Source organism: Chachezhania antarctica, assembly GCF_003646465.1.
GTDB classification, from domain to species: domain Bacteria; phylum Pseudomonadota; class Alphaproteobacteria; order Rhodobacterales; family Rhodobacteraceae; genus Chachezhania; species Chachezhania antarctica.
On sequence record NZ_QZEX01000037.1, the window covers coordinates 1 to 1,717 of the forward strand.

Genomic DNA, 1,717 nt, shown 5'->3' on the forward strand with positions numbered 1-1,717 from the left:
GCGATTTCGCCACCCATTCGTCAGGCGCGGGGCAAAAGAGGAGGCTATCGCCCCGGCCCGTGAAGCCGACCCCGAGCGCGCCCGGAACCGCGACCCCGGTCTCGGCAAAGCCGCGCTGCGCCGCGATCCGCGCCGCCAGGGCGCGCATCCCGCCGGCGCCTGCGATCACTGCCTCGGCCGAGGCGCGGTCGCGATACGTGCCGCGGAAACCGGCCATCGGATCGAACCCGTGCACCCGCCCGAACGCGTCGCACGCGGCCGTGCAGCAATCGGACACGCCCCATTGCATCGGCCGCAGCATCACGGCCTCGACAATGTGCCAGAACATCAGACCAGGATCCGCCGCGCCCGATCCGGGCTGTTGATCAGGAGGCGCCCGATCGTGTCCTCGGGATAGGTGGCGCGCTGATCTTCATCGCTGTGAACGGTGGTCGCCTTCGCCCGCCAGCGCCCGGCCGCCCGCAGCCCGAGCCGGACGGCCGAGGCGAGCGTGCGATCGTCGACTTTCTCGAGAACCTCGCCCATCTTCGCGATCGCGCCCGAGAACATCTCGACAGGTTCCCCGATCAGCTCGTTTCCGGAGCGCGCCGTCACGGCCGCCACGTAGAGCTTGCCACGCCGGCCGAGAACATCCGCGGCCATCACGTCTTCGAAATCCTCCTCGGCCAGGATCATGCGCAAGGACAGCGTGCCAGGCGCCTTGCCGATCCCGTCCTCGCTGGTTTCCGGCCGGCCGAGATTGCCGGCCCCGAGCCAGCTTTCCCCGCCCCAGGGGATCACGCCCTTTCCGGAGTGAACCCGCACCGGATCGCCCGGCCAGTCCAGAAAGATCATGGCGGCGGGAAAGAAGCACTCCGAGGAAAACGCCGCCAGCGTCGCCGGATGCATGGGCCGGATCATGTCCATGGATCGACCTCGACAAAGCCGCCCGTGACCTCATCCTCGAAGACCTCGGAAAACGTCCAGGAATAGGACCAGTTTGCCCCGACCGGCTGGACCGCCCGCGGGATCTCGACCGCCTCGAAGACCGCGGTTTCCGAAGTGCCCAACGACACGAAACCGGCCGAAGCCGGCCCGGTCATGAGCTTGACCACCGCCGCGCCCGTGTCATCCGATCGGGCGGCGTCGAGGATCATATGCGTCTCGACCGTTTCGCCGGCATCGGTAGCGGCGAAGCTCGCGAACTCACCCGGCCGCGCGACCAGGACGCCAGGCGGCAGGCCCGTGACCCGGATCGCCGGAAAACTCAGACCAGCCGCAAGCGTGTAGGGCAGATGCGCGCCAATGTACCACGGCAGGCGATCGCCGCGCTCGGACCAGGAAAGCGCGAGATCGCCCTCCTGCCATTCGAGCTCCACCTCGCGCCGCCAGGATTGATCGCCCGACACGTCAACATGCCAGTTGATCGGCAGGCTTTTGAGCCGCACCAGGTTCACGCCACCATCCAGGAGCCGCTTGAGAACCTCGCAATAGCCCGCGCCGACCTTGCCGGCGCTCAGCGCCGACACCACCACGGTTGATTTCCGCCGGCGCCGCTGGACGGCCGACAGATACCGCTTGCCGTTCAGAAGCCCCCTCGAGCTGTTCACCGGATCTTCGACGGTCCACTCGGACCCGACCGCGCCCACGGGCGGCCATGCATAAACTGTTGTCATCAGATCCCCAGGAAGTCCTTGGTTTCCGAGCTGGCCGCCTGAACACTTTCAACCGCCGCGCC

3 protein-coding genes are annotated in these 1,717 nt (G+C 67.7%); all 3 read right to left on the minus strand.

Annotated elements, in window-relative coordinates; genetic code table 11:
- Nucleotides 1-328 (minus strand): DUF6950 family protein (locus tag D4754_RS23705; RefSeq protein WP_420837230.1); only part of this gene is annotated, 328 nt, incomplete at its 3' end.
- Nucleotides 328-906: a hypothetical protein gene (locus D4754_RS23710; RefSeq protein ID WP_121068633.1), complete on the minus strand. Its 579-nt coding sequence runs from the start codon at nt 904-906 to the stop codon at nt 328-330. The genes D4754_RS23705 and D4754_RS23710, both read right to left, overlap by 1 nt.
- On the minus strand, nt 897-1,628 hold the full coding sequence (locus D4754_RS23715) for a hypothetical protein (RefSeq protein WP_163026050.1): 732 nt from the start codon (nt 1,626-1,628) through the stop codon (nt 897-899). The genes D4754_RS23710 and D4754_RS23715 overlap by 10 nt, the downstream gene beginning before the upstream one ends.
- Nucleotides 1,629-1,717 lie beyond the last annotated feature (89 nt).

What these genes read in the sequence shown, in the direction of transcription:
- D4754_RS23710 (WP_121068633.1), bottom strand. Translation starts at nt 906, where the DNA reads ATGGACATGATCCGGCCCATGCATCCGGCGACGCTGGCGGCGTTTTCC.